Below are 18,789 nucleotides of genomic sequence, written 5' to 3'. Positions count from 1 at the left end.
GGCGAGCGCTCCTTCAGGATTGTTTGGCAGCTTGATCGGCGGGAGCCTTGCTGGCCTCCACCGCTTTCACCGGCGAGTCGGGACGCACCTTGGGCAGGCCTTCGACTATCACCCGGTCGCCGGCGCTGACGCCGGATTCGATCACCCAGCGGCCATCACGGGTATCGCCGGTCTTGACCTGGCGGACCCGCGCCATGCCGTCCTTGTCCACCACGTAGACGAAGGTGCCGCGCGGCCCCTGGGCCAGGGCGCGCTCCGGCAGGGTGATGGCCTGGGGCCGGGTGAAACCCTTCACCAGCACCCGCACGAACATGCCGGGGAGCAGTTTCTGCTCCGGGTTGGGCACCACGGCCCGCGCGCTGACGGTACCGGTGCCGGTATTGACGAAGCTGTCGGTGAAGTCCACGCGGCCCGAGAGCGGGTAGGTGGAGCCATCGCCGAACTTCAGGTCGGCGCTGAGCAGGCCGTCGGGCGGCAGTTCGATCTTGCCGTTCTTCACGCCGTCGCGCAGGCGCTCGGCCTCGGTGTCCGGATAGGCGAAGTTGACGTAGATGGGGTCGAGCTGGGTCAGTTGGGTGAGCAGGCTGCCATTGGGGTCCCCGGCCACCACCAGGCTGCCCTCGGAGCGGGTTTCCTTGCTGGTCATGCCTGAGATGGGCGCTTCCACGGTGGTGTAGTCGAGATCGATCTGCCGGGCCTTCACCTCCGCCTGGGCAGCCTCGACGTTGGCCTTGCTCTGCTCGAAATTGGAGATCGCGTTATCCAGCTCGCTTTCGCTGGCAAAGCCCTTCTTCTGCAATTCGCGGGTACGCTTCAGGTCCCGCTCGGTCTGGCGGTAACGCGCCTGCTCCTGGGCCAGGGCCCCCTTGGCCCGTGCCAGAGCCGCTTCATAGGTGCGCGGGTCGATGCGGAACAGCACCTGGCCCTGCTTCACCCGACTGCCTTCGGTGTAGGTGCGCTGCTGCAGGATGCCACTCACCTGGGCCCGCACTTCCACCTCGCGAAAGCCCGCCGTGCGCCCGGCGTACTCCAGGACCAGCGGCAGCGGTGCGGTCGTGGCGGTTTCCACCACGACCTCAGGAGCCGGCATCGCTCCGGAGGGCGCATCGGCGGCACCGACAAGGCCAGCGAAACTGGCGCTCGCCACGAAAAGTGCAAGGCTCAATGGAAGGCTGCGAGCAAACGGCATAGGTGTCTCCATACGGTGCCGAAACGGCAAGCGATCAGCGGGCGCTGATCGATACATTCATTTGTGTCTGTAAACGGTCGTACACCGAATAAAATCGGTAAACTCCGTTCCCCAAACAAGAAGCCTAGACAGTATTGGCCCAACTGCTATGCGCAGAACGAAAGAAGAAGCTGAGAAAACCCGGGGTGCGATTCTCGTCGCAGCCGAACACCTGTTCCTCGAGAAAGGCGTGGCCCATACCTCGCTCGAACAGATCGCCCGAGCCGCCGGGGTGACCCGGGGCGCGGTCTACTGGCATTTCCAGAACAAGGCCCACCTGTTCAATGAAATGCTCTCCCAGGTACGTCTCCCCCAGGAACAGATGATCGAACGCCTGTGCGGCTGCAATGGCCAGGACCCGATGATGTCCCTGCGCGACCTCTGCCTGGAGGCCATCGTCAACCTGGCACGGGACGAACAGCGACAGCGCATCTTCACTATCCTGCTGCACCGCTGCGAATTCACCGAGGAGCTGCGCGAGGCGGAAGAGCGCCACTATGCCTTCGTCGACCAGTTCATCCAGCTCTGCGAAGGGCTCTTCGACCGCCCCGCCTGCCGTTCACGGCTGCGCCCGGGCATCACGCCGCTGCGGGCGTCCCGGGCGGTGCACGGACTGGTGATAGGCCTGTTCAGCGACTGGACCCGCGATGCGAAACTATTCGACCCGCAGCAGGATGCCGAACCCATGGTGGATGCGCTGTTCCAGGGGTTGGTGAAGGATTGGGACTGACTGCGCTCCCATGATCGGGCGACACCCTCGGTGTCTCGCATGGTCTCGCTGGTGGATAGCCGCGTAGGGTGGAAATCCCTGTGGGGATTTCCACCATCGGTGCCTTGCACGGCTTCGCTGGTGGATAGAAAAGCGCTATCCATACACGGCTGGCGGGTGCCAGCCTCAGGCCACCTCGGCCTGATAACCCTCTTCGCGAATCGCCTCCAGCACTTGCTCCTGCGCCAGCCGGCTGGCTACCCGCACCTCACCGGCCCCCAGGTCCACCTGCACCTCGGCGGCCTGGTCACGGGCCTGCACGGCCTGGGTAATGGCGCGGACGCAATGCCCGCAGGACATGCCTTGAACCTTGAATATCTGCATGGTGGATCTCCTGTTGGAAGCTGGAAGCTGGAAGCTGGAAGCTGGAAGCTGGAAGCTGGAAGCTGGAAGCTGGAAGCTGGAAGCAGTCTCAGGCTTGCCATGGTGGCAAGGTCAAGGGGCGTCCTACACTGCAGCTGTTACCCGCAGAGGACTCGCCATGAACCGCTGCCCTGCCCTCCTCGCCCTGCTCGCTGTGCCGCTGCTGGCCCAGGGCCATTCACCCGTCGACTACGGCGTGCTGATCATCTCCCGCGAGCGCGTCGAACTCACCACCGCCTGCGACGTCGGCCTGTATCTGGAAGACCAGTTGGCAGCGCGCCTGGTGCAGGGCCAGGTGGTGTCCTTCAACCTGCCTCCGGGGCCCCTGTCGATCCGCCTCGGCCTGCTCGGCCCCGGCCCCTGCAAACCGGGTGTCGAACAATTGCGCCAGCAGTCCATCACCCTGATGGCGGGAGAAGTGCGCAAGTATCGTCTGGCCCAGAGCACTGAAGGTCTCTACCTGGTGCCGACCACCGCCATGCAGTGACCCCTTGACCTTTCCCTCGTGTCAAGGTTGATCCTTAGCCGCAGTTGTTAAGGAGGATCAACCATGACCAATGCAACCGCGTTCGACCTGCCCATATCAGGGATGACCTGCGCCAGCTGCGCCGGCCGCGTGGAACGCGCCCTGGCCAAGGTGCCGGGCGTGCAGCAGGCCAGCGTCAACCTGGCCACCGAACAGGCCCGCGTCCAGGCCTCCGGCGACAGCCTGCCAGCCCTGCTGGCGGCCGTGGAAGCCGCCGGCTACCAGGTGCCGGCCCAGCGCCTGGAGCTGGCCATCGGCGGCATGACCTGCGCCAGCTGCGCCGGCCGTGTGGAGCGTGCCCTGGGCAAGGTGCCGGGGGTGGCCGAGGTGGCGGTGAACCTGGCCAGCGAGCGCGCCCACCTGCAGTTCTTCGGTCCGCCCGACAGCGCCCGCCTGATCCGGGCCGTGGAAGCCGCCGGCTACTCCGCCAGCCTGGTGGATGAAGCCCGGCCGCCGGTGGACGATGCCGCAGCCCGCCTGGGCCGCGAGCGCTGGGCGGTGCTGCTGGCCCTCGTCCTGGCGCTGCCGCTGGTGGTGCCCATGGTGGTGGAATGGTTCGGCCTGCACTGGATGCTGCCGGCCTGGGTGCAGTTCGTTCTCGCCACGCCCGTGCAGTTCGTCCTCGGTGCGCGCTTCTACCGCGCCGCCTGGAAGGCCGTGAAGGCCGGCGCCGGCAACATGGACCTGCTGGTGGCCATCGGCACCAGCGCCGGCTACGGACTCAGTCTCTACCAGTGGTGGGCCGCGCAGCCCGGGCAGATGCCGCACCTGTACTTCGAGGCCTCCGCCGTGGTGATCGCCCTGGTCCTGCTGGGCAAGTACCTGGAAAGCCGCGCCAAACGCCAGACCAGCGCCGCCATCCGCGCCCTCGAGGCCCTGCGCCCGGAACGCGCCACCCGCCTGCGGGATGGCCGCGAGGAAGAGGTGGCCATCGCCGCCCTGCAACTGGGTGACCTGCTGGTGGTGAGACCCGGCGAGCGCTTCCCCGCCGACGGCGAAGTCGACGAAGGCCAGAGCCACGCCGACGAAGCCCTGATCAGCGGCGAGAGCCTGCCGGTGCCGAAACAGCCCGGCGACCGCGTCACCGCCGGCGCCATCAACGGCGAGGGTCGGCTGCTGGTGCGCACCACGGCCCTCGGCGGCGAAACCGTGCTGGCACGGATCATCCGCCTGGTGGAAGACGCCCAGGCGGCCAAGGCGCCGATCCAGAAACTGGTGGACCGGGTCAGCCAGGTGTTCGTCCCGGCGGTGCTGCTGATCGCCTTCGCTACGCTGGCCGGCTGGCTGTTGGCTGGCGCCGGCATCGAAACGGCGCTGATCAACGCCGTGGCCGTGCTGGTGATCGCCTGCCCCTGCGCCCTGGGCCTGGCCACCCCCACCGCCATCATGGCCGGCACCGGTGTCGCCGCGGGCCACGGCATCCTGATCAAGGACGCCGAAGCCCTGGAAGTGGCCCACGCCGTACAGACAGTGGCCTTCGACAAGACCGGCACCCTCACTTCCGGCAGCCCGCGCATCGCCCACCTGGCGGCCCGCAATGGCGACGAAGACGAACTGCTGCAACTGGCCGGCGCCCTGCAGCGCGGCAGCGAGCACCCCCTGGCCAAGGCGGTACTGGACGCCTGCTCCGAACGCAACCTCGAGGCCCCCGCCGTCGACGCCAGCCAGGCCCTGGCCGGCCGCGGCATCCAGGGCCGGGTGGATGGCCGCCTGCTGGCCCTGGGCAACCGTCGTCTGCTGGACGAACAAGGATTGCCGGCCGGCGAACTGGCTGAGCGCGCCAAGGCCTGGGAGGCGGAAGGCCGCACCCTGTCGTGGCTGCTGGAACTGGAGCCGCAGCGGCGCGTGCGCGGTCTGTTCGCCTTCGGCGACACCCTGAAACCGGGCGCGGCGGACGCCGTGGCGGCCCTGCGTGATCGGGCCATCCACAGCCATCTGATCACCGGCGACAACCGCGGCAGCGCGAAGGTGGTGGCCGAGGCCCTGGGCATCGAATCGGTGCATGCGGAAGTACTGCCGGCGGACAAGGCTGCCACCGTGGCTGCGCTCAAGGCGGGCGGCGCCGTGGTCGCCATGGTCGGCGACGGCATCAACGATGCCCCGGCCCTGGCCGCCGCCGACGTCGGCATCGCCATGGGGGGCGGCACGGACGTGGCCATGCACGCAGCCGGCATCACCCTGATGCGCGGCGACCCGCGTCTGGTGCCGGCGGCCCTGGATATCTCCCGGCGCACCTATGCGAAGATCCGCCAGAACCTGTTCTGGGCCTTCATCTACAACCTCATCGGCATTCCCCTGGCCGCCGCCGGCCTGCTCAGCCCCGTGGTGGCGGGCGCGGCCATGGCCCTGTCCAGCGTCAGCGTGGTGAGCAACGCCCTGTTGCTGAAAACCTGGAAGCCGGAAGAATGACCTGCACCGGAACCTGTAGGGGCGAATTCATTCGCCAAGCGCGCCGAAGGGGCGCCCAACGACTCGAGGAAACGCCATGAACATCGGCCAAGCCGCAAAAAAGAGCGGGCTGACCACCAAGATGATCCGTTACTACGAGGGCATCGGCCTGCTGCCGGAAGCCGTACGCACTGACAGCGGCTACCGCCAGTACAGCGCCCAGGACCTGCATACCCTGGCCTTCATCAGGCGCTCGCGGGACCTGGGTTTCTCGCTCGAAGAAGTCGGCCGGCTGCTGGCCCTCTGGCAGGACCGTGGGCGGGCCAGCGCCGACGTGAAGGCCCTGGCCCGCAACCATATCGACGATCTGAATCGCAAGATCGCCGAACTGGCGGGCCTGCGCGATACCCTGCAGGAGCTGGTGGACCACTGCCAGGGCGACCACCGCCCCGACTGCCCGATCCTCAAGGATCTGGAGTCAGGCGGCTGCTGCCGCTGAGCACGCGGCCCAGCGCGCCCTTGGGCAGCACGGTGATCGCCAGGCCGACGAACACCAGCACGCAGGCCAGCCAGCCGGCGGCACTGAGCCGCTCGCCCAGCAGCAGCCAGCCGGACAGCAGCCCCGAAACCGGCACCGCCAGGGCGAAGGGCGTCACCAGGCTGGCGGGGTAGCGTTGCAGCAGGAAGCTCCACAAACCGAAACCCACCGTGGTGGCGAGAAAGGCGATATACACCTGGGCGCCGATGCCGCCCCAGCTCGGATGGCTGAGGGCCGCCGCGATGGCTTCGGCGCCCTCGAAGATGTATGACAGCGCCAGCAGGGGCAGCGGCGGAATCAGACTGACCCAGCAGATCAGCCGCAGCATGTCCTTGGCGCCACTGCGCTTGGTGGCGATATTGGCGAAGGCCCAGGCCAGTGCCGCGGCTATCACCAGCATGAACGCCAGCAGGCTGTCCCCCAGCGGCCGCCCCAGGCCGATCAGCACCAGTCCGGAGGCCGCCAGCAGCAGCCCCAGCAGGCTCCGGCGGCCGGGTCGTTCACCGAGGAACAGCGCGGCGATCAGGATGGTGAAGAACACCTGGCTCTGCAGCACCAGGGAAGACAGGCCTGCCGGCATCCCCAGATGCATGCCGACGAAGAGCAGGCCGAACTTGATCACCCCCAGCAGCAGGCCGATCTGCACGATGCGCCAGAAGGGCGCCGGCATGGGCCCACGCAGGAACAACAGCGGCAGCGCCGCCAGGGCGAAGCGCAAGGCGCAGAACAGCAGCGGCGGAAAATCCTCCAGACCGACCTTGATCACCACGAAATTGACGCCCCAGATCAGGGTGACCAGCAGGGCCAGGAGGATGTGCGGGAGAGGCATGGCGTGGGCTCCGGAGTATCACGCACACGCTAGCAGCCCGATGTGGAGATGTATGGATACAGATGGGAGGGAAAACGGCGGCAAGGTGTACGGTCGGCCAGGCGGAATTCACGCAAATCGTAGGCTGCAATGCGTAGGGGGATGTCGCTTTTCACATCCACCCGCGAGGCCGGGTCCGACTCCGATGGTGGATCGATGAAGCGTGATCCACCCTACGGATGCGCGCCCTTTCCTTCAATGTGAAACCATCAGGCCTGCGACTGCAGGTAGTTCTGCAGGCCGACGCGGTCGATCAGGCCGAGTTGCTGTTCCAGCCAGTAGGCATGGTCTTCCTCGGTGTCCTTGAGCTGGGCGGTGAGGATGTCACGGCTCACGTAGTCCTTGTGCTTCTCGCACAGGGTGATGCCCTTGCTGAGCGCGGCGCGCACTTCGTACTCCAGCTTGAGGTCGGCGCGCAGCATGTCCGGCACGGTGTGGCCGGGGTGGATGGCCTTCGGTCGCATGTCCGGCGTGGCTTCGAGGAAGAGGATGCGCTGCAGCAGGGCGTCGGCGTGCTGGGTCTCTTCTTCCATCTCGTGGTTGATGCGCTCGAACAGTTTGTCGAAGCCCCAGTCCTGGTACATCCGCGAATGCAGGAAATACTGGTCACGAGCGGCCAGTTCGCCGCGCAACAGGTCCTTGAGGTATTCCACCACTTCGGCTTGGCCTTGCATCTCTACATCTCCTGTAAATCCGAAGGCCAAGGATCGTGCTCCGATCCGGCCCGGTCAAGTCAGCCTCAGCCGCGCATCCAGGGCGGAGTCGGCTCTGCCTGCCCCACGGGCGCATCCAGTTCGGCCCTGGCTGCCTGGCGGCGGGCCTCGTCGGCCAGGGCAGCCTTGATCTCGCGCATCACCGCGTCCAGGTCGGCGGCATCCTCGGGCTCGGCGAACTGGCCGGTGAGCGGGGTCTGCGGCGTCAGCTTGCCCTCTTCATACAGCGCCCACATTTCCTTGGCGTAGCGGGTGTACTTCAACTCAGGGGCGAACTGCCCGAAATAGGCGGCCATGTTGCCGACATCACGCTCGAGCATGCGAAACGCGTGGTTGTTGCCGGCGGCGTCCACCGCCTGGGGCAGGTCGATGATCACCGGGCCGCAAGGGTCCAGGAGTACGTTGAATTCGGAAAGGTCGCCATGGACCAGGCCGGCGCAGAGCATCTTGACGATCTCGCCGATCATGAAGGCGTGGAATTCGCGGGCGTCTTCAGGTGTCAGGTCGACATCGTTCAGGCGCGGCGCGGCATCGCCTTCACCGTCGCTGACCAGCTCCATCAGCAGCACGCCGTCGAGGAAGTCGTAGGGCTTGGGCACCCTCACCCCGGCATTGGCCAGGCGGAACAGCGCGGCCACCTCGGCGTTCTGCCAGGCGTCCTCGCGCTCGCGGCGGCCGTATTTCGAGCCCTTGGACATGGCGCGGGCATCACGGCTGTTGCGAACCTTGCGACCCTCCTGGTACTCGGCGGCCTGGCGGAAGCCACGCTTGTTGGCCTCCTTGTAGACCTTGGCGCAGCGCAGCTCGCCGCCGCAGCGCACGACGTAGACGGAGGCTTCCTTGCCGCTCATCAGCGGGCGCAGGACTTCATCGATCAGGCCATCTTCCAGCAGTGGCTCCAGGCGTTTCGGGGTTTTCATGCGGGTGTAGCGGCCAGCCCTGTGAGAATGCGAACAATGGGCCGACGTTATACGGCATGCTTTCGTTCACCGCTATCCACGAGGCGACAGACCGTGGTGCAAGGCATCGATGGCAAAGCGCACCTTGGCCGGCAGGGCGGCGCGGGGTGACCATGTAGAGCCCCACCGGCGGCGGCTGCCATTCCGGCATCAGCGCCAACAGGCGGCCTGAGCCAATCCCCCGACTCCGGGGCAAGGGAGGCCCCACTCCTGCGCCCCGGTTCCCCACCCGCTGGCGCCAGGAAATCGCCCGCAGCCCCGCCAACCGCGGCCCAGACGGTTTCCTGGGGATGGCACAAGCGTTGCTGAAGACCTGTTGCAACTGTGAAACACCCAGGTGCAGGCCGGGATGGCTGCATGCGTCCGAAGGCAATCGTGCGATAGGGAGGTTTCTTCGAATGATCGACTCCAGCCTGCAATGCGAACCCGAGCTCAGCGTTAGCGAATTGCCGTTTCCCCAGGGCGGCCTGAAAGCCATCTTCAAGCCCCAGGTGCCCCCCAGGGCCAATCGGAACACCCCGGCCGAGGCGCCCTGGATCGAATACGTCGCGGGCCAGTGGGTGGTGGTCAAGCGCCGCCGGGATGTACCGCCGGAAAGGCGTAGCTTCCACGCCATGCGCAAGCACATCGACAAGTTGCTGGACCTGGGCTGGAGCATCACCGGTCGCGACCCGGTGCGGCTGGAATTCCAGCATCGGGTGAAGATCGTCAAGGGCGGCCAGCTGATCGATGGCTGAGACAGCTGAAGCCCGGCCCCGACGCCCTTCGCATCGATGCCGAAGGTGAAAAAAAGGGCGGCCCCGACATTGCGGGCCGCCCTAAATCACGGAGTTGCTTACATCGCGTGGCGGCGATGACTTGTCGCCACGGGTATTGGATTACTTTTCCAGGATCGCGGTCACACCCTGGCCACCGGCGGCGCAAATCGAGATGAGCCCGCGCCCCTCCCCGGCCACCGAGAGCAGCTTGGCCAGGTTGGCGACGATGCGCCCGCCGGTGGCGGCGAAAGGGTGGCCGGCGGCCAGGGAACTGCCCTTGACGTTCATCCTGCTGCGGTCGATGGCACCCAGGGGCTTGTCCAGGCCGAGGCGGGTCTTACAGTAGTCGTCGTCTTCCCAGGCCTTGAGGGTGCAGAGCACCTGGGCGGCGAAGGCCTCGTGGATCTCGTAGTAGTCGAAGTCCTGCAGGCACAGGTTGTTGCGCGCCAGGAGGCGCGGTACCGCGTAGACCGGCGCCATCAGCAGGCCCTCCTCGCCGCTGACGAAATCCACCGCCGCCGCCTCGCCATCCCTGAACCAGGCGAGGATCGGCAGGTCGCGCGCCCTGGCCCATTCCTCGCTGGCCAGCAGCACCACCGAGGCGCCGTCGGTGAGCGGCGTGGAGTTGGCCGCCGTCAGGGTGCCGCGCGGGCCGCGCTCGAACACCGGCTTCAGGCCCGCCAGCTTCTCGGCGTCGATGTCCGGGCGCAGGTTCTGGTCGCGGGTCAGGCCGCGGAAGGGGGTCATCAGGTCGTTGTGCCAGCCCTCGGCGTAGGCTGCCGCCAGCTTCTGGTGGCTGGCGATGGCCAACTGGTCCTGCTCATCGCGCGGGATCGCCCAGGTCTGCGCCATCAGCTCGCAGTGTTCGCCCATGGACAGCCCGGTGCGCGGCTCGCCATTGCGCGGAATGTGCGGCGCCAGGTGGCGCGGACGCACCTGCAGCAGGGCCTTGATCTTGTCGCCGGAGGACTTGGCGCGGTTGGCTTCGAGGAGGATCTTGCGCAGCCCCTCGTTCACCCCGATGGGGGCGTCGGAAGTGGTGTCCACGCCGCCGGCGATGCCACTGTCGATCTGCCCCAGGGCGATCTTGTTGGCCACCAGGATCGCCGCTTCCAGGCCGGTGCCGCAGGCCTGCTGGATATCGTAGGCCGGGGTTTCCGGCGCCAGGCGCGAGCCCAGCACGCATTCGCGGGCCAGGTTGAAGTCGCGGGAATGCTTCAGCACCGCGCCGGCGGCGAACTCCCCGACCCGCACGCCATGGAGGTTGAAGCGCTCCACCAGGCCCTCCAGGGCGCTGGTCAGCATGTCCTGGTTGCTCGCCGTGGCGTAGACGGTGTTGGAACGGGCGAAGGGGATGCGGTTGCCGCCGACTATGGCGACCCGGCGCAGCTGGGCCATGGTGACTCCTTTCGATCAGGGTTTGCGGGATGCAGTGTCGGATACAAGACTAGACGCCTGGATTGGCCGCCTCGACGGCCGGCAGGGCAGCGCGGTCAATTGCGCGCAACGCCGGTCTGCGTAGAGTGGGCCCGGGTTCTTTCGACCAGCAGGAGCACTACGCCATGAACGACCGTTATCTCACCTTCGCCAACTCCAACACCGGCCGGCGCCTGGTGGCTGCCCTCGGCCTGCCGGCACCGGTACGCCTGGAGCGCTGGATGGCGGGCCGCGCGCGGCCGGTGGACGGCGCCCTGCTGATTGGCGGCCATGGCCCGCTGGCCGAGGCCGCCAGTGCGGTACTGAACAGACTCACCGACCAGAACTTCGCCGCCGATGAAGGCCGCTTTGGCCTGCCGCGCTGGACCCTCGAGCACGGCCCGAAGCTCAAGGCACTGATTTTCGACGCCAGTCACATCACCCGCTTCGAGCAACTGATCGACCTGCGCGACTTCTTCCAGCCGGCCATGAGGGGCCTGGACAAATGCCCGAAGGTGGTGGTGCTGGCCCGCACCCCTGAGTCCCAGGAGGACCTGGTGGCCGCCAGCGTGCAGCGTTCCCTGGAAGGTTTCACCCGCTCCCTGGGCAAGGAAATCCGCCGGGGCGGCAATGTGCAGCTGGTCTACGTCGACCAAGGCGCCGAGAGCCAGCTGGAAGGCGCCCTGCGCTTCTTCCTCTCGCCCAAGAGCGCCTACGTGTCGGCCCAGGTGCTGCGCCTGGCGGCCTGCGCCGAGAAAGTGCAGGACTGGACCCGTCCGCTGGCCGGCAAGCGCGCCCTGGTCACCGGCGCTTCCCGCGGCATCGGTGCCGCCATCGCCGAGACCCTGGCCCGTGACGGCGCCGAGGTGATCCTGCTGGACGTGCCCCAGGCCAAGGATGCCCTCGACGGCCTGGCCGCGCGGCTGGGCGGCCGTGGCGTGACCCTGGACATCACCGCCGAAGACGCCGCCAGCCAACTGCTGGAAGCCCTGCCGGAAGGCCTGGACATCCTGGTGCACAACGCCGGTATCACCCGCGACAAGACCCTGGCCAGGATGAGCGACGACTTCTGGAACTCGGTGATCAACGTCAACCTGCGAGCCCCGCAGGTGCTCACCCAGGCCCTGCTGGACGCCGGCAAGCTGCACGACAACGGCCGCGTGGTACTGATCGCCTCCATCAGCGGCATCGCCGGCAACCGCGGCCAGACCAACTACGCAGTGAGCAAGGCCGGGGTGATCGGCCTGGCGCAGAACTGGGCGCCGACCCTGGCCAAGCGCGGCATCAGCATCAACGCCGTGGCGCCGGGCTTCATCGAGACCCAGATGACCGCCGCCATCCCCCTCACCCTCCGCGAAGCCGGCCGGCGCATGAACTCCATGAACCAGGGCGGCCTGCCCCAGGACGTGGCCGAAGCCGTGGCCTGGTTCGCCCAACCCGGCTCCGGTGCCATCACCGGACAGGTGATGCGGGCGTGTGGGCAAAGTCTGATAGGGGCTTGAAGGCTGGAAGCTGGAAGCTGGAAGCTGGAAGCTGGAAGCTGGAAGCTGGAAGCTGGAAGCTGGAAGCTGGAAGCTGGAAAGCATTCGTTCGGACCAAGCCTTTTCGTTCAGCCTTCAGCCTCCAGCGCTTTTATCGTCTCTTCGCTTCTATCCTCTCTTCGCTTTTCGCCGGAACTCCACCGGCGTCTCCCCCACCCAGCGCTTGAACGCCCGGTAGAAGGTGCTGGGCTCGGAGAAACCAGTGCGTTCGACTATCACCTCGATGCGCTCGTCGGTCTTCAGCAGCAGTTCCTTGGCCAGTCGGCAGCGGTAGTCGGTGACCAGGTCGTTGAAGCGCACCCCGGCCGTGGCCAAGCGTTCGCGCAGGCGGCGGGCCGGCATGTTCAGACGGGAAGCCACCTGCTCCAGGGTGGCGCCGCCGTCCACCAGCAGCTCGCCGATCAGCTCGCGCACCTGGCGCACCAGGTCCAGGCGCTCCACCTCCGCCAGCTGGCGGCGGGCCAGGGATTCGTGCATGCGCAGCAGCTCTGGCGCGGCGTGGCGCGAGGGTTTGTCCAGTACAGTGGCGTCGAAGATCAGTGCATAACGCGAGGCGCCGAGCGTCGCCGGGCAACCGTAGACCGCCTGGTAGCGCTCGGCGGGAGCGCCCTCGGCATGCATGAGCTGCACTTCGTGGGGTTTGAACTGGCCCTCGGTCAAGGCATGGAACAGGCGGATCACCGCGCCGGCGAGCATCTCCGGGAAGTGCCGGTTGCTGCCGGAATGCTGGCCGAGGGAAAGCACGGCGCGCTCGCCTTCCACGTCCAGCCTGGCGCTGAGGGTATCGGAGAGCAGGCGCACGTAGCGCAGGGCATGGCGCAACCCCTCGCCGAAGGTGCCGCTGGAGAGGAACAGGTACTCGAGCAACAGCCCATGGAAGGCCGGCAGGTGGCTGGCCAGATAGAGGCCGACATGTTCCTCGCCGCATTCGTCCGCAGCGGCTTTCCAGAACTGGTTTTGTGCAGCATGGGGAAAACGACCTGCGGGCAGCCCGCCTGGCGGAAGGCCCACGCGCACCAGCACCCTGTCCGGATCGGTGCCGCTGGCACGCAGGGCGTCGATCACCGGGCGCATCAGCGCCACATCGTCGGTCAGATCACGCATCATTTGAGGAAATTTCTTATTGTCTGCGAGGCGCGGCCATCTTATGCAGCTTTGCCGCCGGCACTCAAGGCCAGGCCATTGACCACCTTGCCACCGGCCTGGCACGGTCGGCCAATGTGCCCCCGGCACGAATGGCTATGCTGAGCGCCATTCACCTCCCTGGAGATCAAGCATGGCCACCGACTGGCTCGACCTGCCCGCGCCCCCCGCCCTTCCCGGCCTGTTCGCTCGGGCCGCCGTGCGCCGTGGCACGCACGGCAAGGTTCTGCCCGATCTGGCCGTGCGCTGCCCGGTGAGCGTCGACCCCGGCCACCTGGCGCGCTACCGCGCCGTCTGCGGCTTCAGCGACAAGGGCCTGCTGCCGGCGACCTATCCGCACCTGCTCGCTTTCCCGCTGCAGATGCGCCTGCTCACCGACCCACGCTTTCCCTTCCCGCTGCTGGGCCTGGTGCACCTGGAAAACCGCATCCGCGTGCTGCGCCCCCTCGGCGGCCTCGGCCCGTTCATCGCCAGCGTACAGGTGGATGGCCTGCAGCCTCACGAGAAAGGCGCCACCTTCAGCCTGATCACCCGCCTGGAAGACCAGCTCGGCCTGGTCTGGGAAGGCGACAGCCGCATCCTGTTCCGCGGCCTGCGCCTGCCCGGCCGGCCTGAACCACGGGCCATGGTCGAGAGCCTGCCCCTGGAGCACCTGGACCAGTGGTATGCCTCCACCGACATCGGCAGGCGCTACGCCCGCGTAGCCGGTGACTACAACCCCATCCACCTCTCGGCGCTCAGTGCCAGGCTGTTCGGCTTCCCCCGCGCCATCGCCCACGGTCTGTGGAACAAGGCACGCAGCCTGGCGGCGCTGGAAATCCATCTTCCCGCCGCCGGCTACGAGCTGGAGGTGCGCTTCCGCAAACCCGTGCTGCTGCCCGCCGAACTCACCCTGCTGGCCAGCACGCCGGCCGCCTCGGGCCAACTCGCCCTGCGCGGCAAGGACGACACCCCGCACATGGCCGGCAGCTGGCGCCCCCTCGCCTGACCCTTGCGCCAACAGGCGGCCGGCGGGACCATAGGCGGCTCAAGGAGAGCCCCATGAACCTCGACGAACTCACCGCCCGCCTGCATGCCATTCGCGACCACAACGACTGGCGGCAATTCCACAGCCCGAAGAACCTGGCCATGGCCGCCAGCGTGGAAATGGCCGAGCTGGTGGAAATCTTCCAGTGGCTGAGCGAAGACCAGTCGCGCCAGCTGCCGCCCGAGCAGCTCGCCCACGCCGGCCAGGAAGTGGGCGACATCGTCCTCTACCTCCTGCTGCTCTGTGCCGAACTGGGCCTGGACATGGACCAGGTGGTCCGCGCCAAGCTGGCCGACAGCGAAAGGCGCTTCACATGAGCGACCGTCATTTCGATGAACTGGCGACCCGCTTCGCCGAGAAGATCTATGGCGGCGCCAAGGGCGCCATCCGCCTCGCCGTGCTCCAGGCCGACCTGGCCGAAATCCTGCCCGAGCGCCCGCTGCGGGTACTGGACGTCGGCGCCGGCCTTGGCCACATGGCCCTCTGGCTGGCCCAGCGCGGCCATCAGGTAACCCTCGCCGAACCGGCCGAGCCCATGCTCGAGGGCGCCCGCCAGCGTTTCGCCGAAGCCGGCCAGGCCGCCAGCTTCATCCAGGCGCCCTGGCAGGAGTTGCTCGGCCAGCTCACCGAACCCTACGACCTGGTGCTCTGCCACGCCGTGCTGGAATGGCTGGCCGACCCGCACGCCATCCTGCCCGTGCTGCACCAGCTCACCGCCAAGGACGGCCTGCTGTCCCTGGCCTTCTACAACAAGGACGCGCTGATCTACCGCAACCTGCTCAAGGGCCACTTCCGCAAGCTGCGCAAGCACAAGTTCGCCGGCGTCGGGCAGAGCCTGACCCCGCAGCAGCCGCTGGACCCGCGCGACCTGGCGGAGCAACTCGCAGCTCACTGGCGGGTCGAAAAGCAGAGCGGCGTACGGGTATTCCACGACTACATGCCCCAGGAGTTCCAGGCCAAGGCCGAGCTGATGGATCTGCTGGAAATGGAACTGGCCTACCGCCGCCACCCCAGCTACCAGGGGCTTGGTCGCTATCTTCACTGGATCTGCCGGCCGCTCTGAAAAACCTGTTCACGATCAGCTGCGCGTCGGAATAACTGCGTTGAAAATGGCTTCTGAATGCTCATTTACAACTCGTAAACTCCGCTTCCTCAGCCATTTGATTCGCTGGCGCTCCCCCTTCGGGCCAGCCTTCGGCTGTTACTCCCGTTGGTCGTTGCGCCTTGTTCTTCTCTAGCTCGCGAGATCGTGAACAGGTTTTGAACGGAGGCCCCATGAAACTGCCCGCCCTGCTCGCCCTCGCGCTGCTGCTTGGCGCCTGCCAGAGCCCCAATCCCTACCTGTATCAATCCCGCCCGGTGCCGCCCGCCCCGCCGGGGGCGGCCAGCACCTTCGACGCCAGCGCCTATCCGGCACCGCCGCGCGACTTCGGCCGCTACCGCAGCTGGACCTGGCTCGACGGCCAGCTCCCTGCCGGCAACAACTGGGCCACCCCCGAGCAGATGGCCGACATGCTCAACGCCGGCCTCGACCAGCACGGCCTGCGCCCGGCCCGCAATCCCGCCCAGGCGGACCTCAAGGTCAGCGCCAGCCTGCGCTACGAAAGGCGCCTGCGGCAGTACGACGACTACGGCGGCGCCTACTACGGCAGTGGCCCCTGGCACGACCAGTACGGCGCCTGGGCCAGCGTGCCCATCGTGCGCACCTACGAGGAACAGGTGGCGGTGGTCTACGTGGAATTCTTCGATGCCCGGGACAACCAGCCGGTGTGGAGCGGCAGCGGCGAGGCCTACGCCGACGGCAACCGCTCCGATGGCGTCGCCGCGCTGCGGCGCGCGGTGAAGGAAGCGCTGGACGGCTATCCGCCGTATTGAAGCGCCATCGTCCCGACCAGCCGAGGGAGGATTCGCACCGGCATCAACGGAGTAAGTCCGCGGCCTCCTGAATGATACTAAGCGTCGACTTCCCCGCGGCACGGCCCTGCTCCCCTCTCCCTTCAGGGAGAGGGGCTGGGGGAGAGGGTGGAACCTCCCGCACAGGCCCCAAATTCCCCTTGCCCACCGCCCTGCCTTGCGTTTCGATAATGATTCCGGCAGAGGAGATCCGATCATGATCCGCCGTACGCTACTCCTGACCACTGCCCTGCTCCTGGCCGCCTGCCAGAACTACAACGTCAACCGCGATTACGATCGCACCCGCGACTTCGCCGCCTACCGCAGCTGGAGCTGGAAGGAACCCGCCCTGCAGTACAGCCCCGACGATCCGCGCATCAAGAGCGATCTCACCGAACAACGCATCCGCGACGCCGTCGGCCAGCAGCTCGACCAGCGCGGCCTGCGCCCGGCCGCCAGCGGCAAGGCCGACCTCAACGTCCAGTCCTGGCTGATAGTCGACGAACGCCAGCAGCAGACCAGCTACAACTACGGCGGCTACTGGGGTGGCTATTGGGGCGGTTACTGGGGTGGCCCGGCCTACACCGAAACCCGCACCTACAACTACAAGGTGGCCACCATCCAGGTGGACATGTACGACGGCAAGGATGGCAAACTGGTCTGGCGCGGCAGTGCCGAGCAGATCATGCAGAGCGCGCCACCGAGCCCCGCCGAGCGAGAAGCCGCCATCCGCGATACGGTCGCCAAGGTGATCGCCCAATACCCGCCACGCTGAGACCCCCAATGCCCGCTGCCCATGCCCAGCTGCAACACCGCCCCGCCAGCGCCGAAGACCTCCACGACATCGTCCGCTTCCCCCAGGATGCGGACGAACTCTTCTTCGCCTACCCCAAGGCCAGTTGGCCGCTCACCGTCGGCCAACTCGCCGCGGCCATGGCCGAACGCCGGGGCAGCACCATCGCCCTGCTGGATGGCAAGGTCGCCGGCTTCGCCAACTTCTACCAGTGGCAGCACGGCGAGTTCTGCGCCCTCGGCAACATGATGGTGGCGCCCTGGGCACGCGGCCAGGGCGTGGCCCGCTACCTGATCGAGGCGATGGAGCGCCAGGCCCGCGAGCAGTACAAGGCCAAGGTGATGAAGGTTTCCTGCTTCAACGCCAACGCCGGCGGCCTGCTGCTCTACGCCCGCCTCGGCTACCAGCCCCGCGCCGTGGTCGAACGCCAGGCCCAGGACGGTCGCCGCGTCGCCCTGGTGCAGCTGGACAAGCCCCTCACGGATTGAAGCGCACCCTGAACCGGTCGGCGCCTTCCGGCCCGGCCCCTCGCTCTCTCACTAAACTTATGCACAAGGCACCGACACGTCTCGGTGCCGGGTGGGGAGCGGGATGCTCCTCCTTGTGTGCCGGCACCGCCGGCTTACCGGGAGCGACAAGCCGGCGCCTGGCAGGAGGTGTCCCATGACCATGATCACCCAACTGCAAAGCTGCCTCGCGCAGCACAAGACCCGCTTCGACGTGCTCAACCACACCGCAGCCATGACCACCCGCGAAGCCGCCCGCCGCGCCGGCGTACCGCCGCAACAGATGGCCAAGCCGGTGATCCTCGACGACTTCCAGGGCCACTGGCTGATGGCCGTCGTCCCCGCCTCGCGCCACGTCGACCTGGAAAAGGTCCACAAACTCACCCACCGCCACTGGCGCCTGGTACGCGAACAGGACTTCGGCAAACGCTTCGCCGACTGCGACATCGGCGCCATCCCCGCCGTGGGCAACCTCTTCGGCCTCGACACGCTGATCGACCAGTCCCTCAGCGAACAGTCCGACATCTACTTCGAATCCGGCCGCCACGACGAGCTGGTGCATATGAGCGGCAAGCAATACATGGCACTGATGCCCGAAGCGAAAAGCGGAAAGTTCTGCGAATAGCGTCCCTGTACTCCCCACTTGCGGGAGCGAAATCATTCGTACAGGGGCAAGCCGGGTAGGGTGGAGAGCGCTTTTCTATCCACCGGCGAGGCAGTGCAACATACCGATGGTGGAAATCCCCAAAGGGATTTCCACCCTACGGCCGATTGACATGGAATCCCCCACTCGTGGCACGGGGAATTCCCGACTCATTTCAATCACTGTGCAGCGCGCAGGGCTGCACAGTGAGAAGGCCCCTTTCGGCCATCCACCTAGCGGATGTCGCCACAGAAAATATCGTAGTTGCCGTCCGGGGGAGTCGTTCGTAGCACGAGGCAATAGTCGCCCGAGCGCAGGGTCGAGAGAGAAACCGGCGCGGACTTCGACATCCGCCAGACATCGCCCCGGAAGTGGCGCTCGGTGATCACCGTCCGGTTCAGCGAATAGGCGGGCGAGTCGCCCCGATTCGCGCAGGTTCCCGGGTAGATGAAGGTGTATAGACGGACGGGCCTGGTCGTGTAGGAAGGTACCCCGCCGATGACCAGCGAAATGCTCGTCTCATCGCCTCGCGGCACCAGGGTTGCCTGAGCGATTCGTCCGGCATTCTTCGGCGTGGCCTTCAACCTGACCTCGACGCTCTCTTTCGTGGAGTCACCCGCCGGGCTCGCACAGGCACAAAGGCCGACAGCGGCCATGATCAATGCCAGGCATCTTGCTGCGTTCATCACTGGCCTCCCGCGTCGAGAAGCGCCGTTG

Annotated in this window: 21 protein-coding genes; 13 read left to right on the top strand and 8 right to left on the bottom strand. The window is 66.9% G+C overall.

What is annotated here, in order from left to right:
* Window positions 1–13: 13 nt before the first annotated feature.
* A complete protein-coding gene (locus tag ACFPU0_RS15790; RefSeq protein WP_377694086.1) occupies window positions 14–1,189 on the bottom strand; it encodes an efflux RND transporter periplasmic adaptor subunit in 1,176 nt (391 codons plus the stop codon).
* A gap of 148 nt (window positions 1,190–1,337) precedes the next feature.
* Between ACFPU0_RS15790 and ACFPU0_RS15785 the strand changes: the two genes are divergently transcribed.
* A complete protein-coding gene (locus ACFPU0_RS15785; RefSeq protein ID WP_377694085.1) occupies window positions 1,338–1,958 on the top strand; it encodes a TetR family transcriptional regulator in 621 nt (206 codons plus the stop codon).
* Window positions 1,959–2,123: 165 nt separating this feature from the next.
* Here the strand turns inward: ACFPU0_RS15785 and ACFPU0_RS15780 are convergent, their stop codons facing one another.
* Window positions 2,124–2,321, bottom strand: a complete 198-nt coding sequence (locus tag ACFPU0_RS15780) for a heavy-metal-associated domain-containing protein (RefSeq protein ID WP_377694083.1) — start codon at window positions 2,319–2,321, stop codon at window positions 2,124–2,126.
* A gap of 157 nt (window positions 2,322–2,478) precedes the next feature.
* On the opposite strand from ACFPU0_RS15780, the gene ACFPU0_RS15775 reads away from it, so the two are divergent.
* The 3 genes from ACFPU0_RS15775 to cueR all read left to right on the top strand — a co-directional run bounded on the left by ACFPU0_RS15775 (window position 2,479) and on the right by cueR (window position 5,773).
* Window positions 2,479–2,847, top strand: coding sequence for a hypothetical protein (locus ACFPU0_RS15775; RefSeq protein WP_377694082.1), 369 nt, complete (start codon window positions 2,479–2,481; stop codon window positions 2,845–2,847).
* Between the two features lie 63 nt (window positions 2,848–2,910).
* Complete coding sequence (locus ACFPU0_RS15770) at window positions 2,911–5,295, top strand: heavy metal translocating P-type ATPase (RefSeq protein WP_377694080.1); 2,385 nt, start codon at window positions 2,911–2,913, stop codon at window positions 5,293–5,295.
* A gap of 76 nt (window positions 5,296–5,371) precedes the next feature.
* Window positions 5,372–5,773 carry a Cu(I)-responsive transcriptional regulator gene (gene cueR, locus ACFPU0_RS15765; RefSeq protein ID WP_377694078.1) on the top strand — a complete coding sequence of 134 codons (402 nt, stop codon included), beginning with the start codon at window positions 5,372–5,374 and terminating at the stop codon, window positions 5,771–5,773.
* On the opposite strand, the gene ACFPU0_RS15760 is transcribed toward cueR, so the two are convergent.
* From ACFPU0_RS15760 to ACFPU0_RS15750, 3 genes are all read right to left on the bottom strand, one after another.
* Entirely contained in the window at window positions 5,739–6,641 is a 903-nt protein-coding gene (locus ACFPU0_RS15760) for an EamA family transporter (RefSeq protein WP_377694077.1), read from the bottom strand. The genes cueR and ACFPU0_RS15760 overlap by 35 nt on opposite strands.
* 248 nt (window positions 6,642–6,889) lie before the next feature.
* Complete coding sequence (bfr, locus tag ACFPU0_RS15755) at window positions 6,890–7,354, bottom strand: bacterioferritin (protein ID WP_377694075.1); 465 nt, start codon at window positions 7,352–7,354, stop codon at window positions 6,890–6,892.
* Window positions 7,355–7,419: 65 nt separating this feature from the next.
* Window positions 7,420–8,313: a PA4780 family RIO1-like protein kinase gene (locus ACFPU0_RS15750; protein ID WP_377694073.1), complete on the bottom strand. Its 894-nt coding sequence runs from the start codon at window positions 8,311–8,313 to the stop codon at window positions 7,420–7,422.
* 437 nt (window positions 8,314–8,750) lie between these two features.
* Between ACFPU0_RS15750 and ACFPU0_RS15745 the strand changes: the two genes are divergently transcribed.
* Entirely contained in the window at window positions 8,751–9,089 is a 339-nt protein-coding gene (locus ACFPU0_RS15745; protein ID WP_377694071.1) for a hypothetical protein, read from the top strand.
* Window positions 9,090–9,230: 141 nt separating this feature from the next.
* Here ACFPU0_RS15745 and ACFPU0_RS15740 read toward each other — a convergent pair whose 3' ends face one another.
* Complete coding sequence (locus ACFPU0_RS15740; protein WP_377694069.1) at window positions 9,231–10,508, bottom strand: acetyl-CoA C-acetyltransferase; 1,278 nt, start codon at window positions 10,506–10,508, stop codon at window positions 9,231–9,233.
* 164 nt (window positions 10,509–10,672) lie between these two features.
* On the opposite strand from ACFPU0_RS15740, the gene ACFPU0_RS15735 reads away from it, so the two are divergent.
* Entirely contained in the window at window positions 10,673–12,028 is a 1,356-nt protein-coding gene (locus ACFPU0_RS15735; protein ID WP_377694067.1) for a 3-oxoacyl-ACP reductase, read from the top strand.
* 147 nt (window positions 12,029–12,175) lie between these two features.
* Here the strand turns inward: ACFPU0_RS15735 and ACFPU0_RS15730 are convergent, their stop codons facing one another.
* Complete coding sequence (locus ACFPU0_RS15730; RefSeq protein ID WP_377694320.1) at window positions 12,176–13,171, bottom strand: AraC family transcriptional regulator; 996 nt, start codon at window positions 13,169–13,171, stop codon at window positions 12,176–12,178.
* Between the two features lie 172 nt (window positions 13,172–13,343).
* Between ACFPU0_RS15730 and ACFPU0_RS15725 the strand changes: the two genes are divergently transcribed.
* The 7 genes from ACFPU0_RS15725 to ACFPU0_RS15695 all read left to right on the top strand — a co-directional run bounded on the left by ACFPU0_RS15725 (window position 13,344) and on the right by ACFPU0_RS15695 (window position 18,054).
* A complete protein-coding gene (locus tag ACFPU0_RS15725) occupies window positions 13,344–14,198 on the top strand; it encodes a MaoC family dehydratase (protein ID WP_377694065.1) in 855 nt (284 codons plus the stop codon).
* A 53-nt stretch (window positions 14,199–14,251) separates the two neighbouring features.
* On the top strand, window positions 14,252–14,554 hold the full coding sequence (locus ACFPU0_RS15720) for a MazG-like family protein (RefSeq protein WP_377694064.1): 303 nt from the start codon (window positions 14,252–14,254) through the stop codon (window positions 14,552–14,554).
* Window positions 14,551–15,300: a methyltransferase domain-containing protein gene (locus tag ACFPU0_RS15715; protein WP_377694062.1), complete on the top strand. Its 750-nt coding sequence runs from the start codon at window positions 14,551–14,553 to the stop codon at window positions 15,298–15,300. The genes ACFPU0_RS15720 and ACFPU0_RS15715 overlap by 4 nt, the downstream gene beginning before the upstream one ends.
* A gap of 212 nt (window positions 15,301–15,512) precedes the next feature.
* Window positions 15,513–16,112, top strand: a complete 600-nt coding sequence (locus ACFPU0_RS15710; protein ID WP_377694061.1) for a DUF4136 domain-containing protein — start codon at window positions 15,513–15,515, stop codon at window positions 16,110–16,112.
* Between the two features lie 235 nt (window positions 16,113–16,347).
* Window positions 16,348–16,905, top strand: a complete 558-nt coding sequence (locus ACFPU0_RS15705; RefSeq protein ID WP_377694059.1) for a DUF4136 domain-containing protein — start codon at window positions 16,348–16,350, stop codon at window positions 16,903–16,905.
* 8 nt (window positions 16,906–16,913) lie between these two features.
* Entirely contained in the window at window positions 16,914–17,411 is a 498-nt protein-coding gene (locus ACFPU0_RS15700) for a GNAT family N-acetyltransferase (protein WP_377694057.1), read from the top strand.
* Between the two features lie 175 nt (window positions 17,412–17,586).
* On the top strand, window positions 17,587–18,054 hold the full coding sequence (locus ACFPU0_RS15695; RefSeq protein ID WP_377694056.1) for an aminoacyl-tRNA deacylase: 468 nt from the start codon (window positions 17,587–17,589) through the stop codon (window positions 18,052–18,054).
* A 251-nt stretch (window positions 18,055–18,305) separates the two neighbouring features.
* Here the strand turns inward: ACFPU0_RS15695 and ACFPU0_RS15690 are convergent, their stop codons facing one another.
* On the bottom strand, window positions 18,306–18,758 hold the full coding sequence (locus tag ACFPU0_RS15690) for a hypothetical protein (RefSeq protein ID WP_377694054.1): 453 nt from the start codon (window positions 18,756–18,758) through the stop codon (window positions 18,306–18,308).
* Window positions 18,759–18,789 lie beyond the last annotated feature (31 nt).

Origin of the sequence: Pseudomonas sp. GCM10022186 (assembly GCF_042656385.1) — a bacterium.
Classification (GTDB): domain Bacteria; phylum Pseudomonadota; class Gammaproteobacteria; order Pseudomonadales; family Pseudomonadaceae; genus Metapseudomonas.
The sequence above is the reverse complement of the archived record's forward strand: the minus strand, read 5'-3'. Positions and strand labels throughout refer to the sequence as shown.